This is a genomic window from Sinomonas humi (genome assembly GCF_000802235.1).
Lineage (GTDB): Bacteria > Actinomycetota > Actinomycetes > Actinomycetales > Micrococcaceae > Sinomonas > Sinomonas humi.
Map to the genome: position 1 here is coordinate 1 of NZ_JTDL01000068.1, position 847 is coordinate 847.

The 847-nt window shown below is 66.2% G+C and carries 1 pseudogene; it reads left to right on the top strand.

The window, feature by feature from the left end:
• Positions 1-141: 141 nt before the first annotated feature.
• Positions 142-847, top strand: a pseudogene (locus LK10_RS20720) (hypothetical protein); the annotation flags it as partial.

Here is an 847-nt window from a genome sequence, read left to right on the forward strand (position 1 = left end):
AAACCGGCTACAGCTCCATGGCCATTGGCATGCGGTGGGAGAACGGGGACTGGAAGGCCGTACCCGAGGAGACCTCAAATTCGTACGGACTGAGCGACTTGAGCGACTTCGTGCCATGGGCGGGGGTCTGAGATGTTCCCGATGGTTGATTCCCCAAAGGACTGCGGTCTGGACCCTCTCTGCAATCTCGGAGAGGCGGGCAAAAGCCTTGTTTCCGCGGCGACAGGCGGTGCCCTCGATCAGCTCAGGGATGCCGTCCTTGAGGCGTGGGGGAAGGCGGTCGGGTGGCTGGGCACGTTCTGGGTGGGCGTGGACACCACCCCGGTGATCCAGCCCGGGACGGTGGCACGGCAGGCCGATGCGGTGTGGTGGGCGCAGAACCAGCTGTGGTGGTACACGCTCGTCCTGGTGGTCTTCGGCATCCTGGTCGGCTGCGGCCGTCTGGTGTGGGAGCAGCGCAGGGAGCACCTGACCGGCATTGTGAAGCAGCTGATGACCTTCACCCTCGTGACGGGTTCCGGCGTCGCCGTGCTCCAGCTGCTCGTCACGGGCTTCGACGCGCTGGCCAAGGCCCTGCTGGACGATGCGACGAAGGGGGCCGGGTTCGCGCAGAACGTGGGCGGGATGATCGCCCTGGGCGGGGGGCTCGGGGTCCTGCTGGCCATCGTCTTCGGGGTGATCGCGATCCTGGTGTCCCTCATCCAGCTGGTGATGATGGTGTTCCGCTCCGGGATCCTGATCCTGCTCGCCGGCGGCCTGCCCACGGCGGCGGCATTCACGAACACCGAGACGGGCAGGCAGTGGTTCCAGCGGTTCCTGTCGTGGCTGATCGCGTTCACGCTCTACA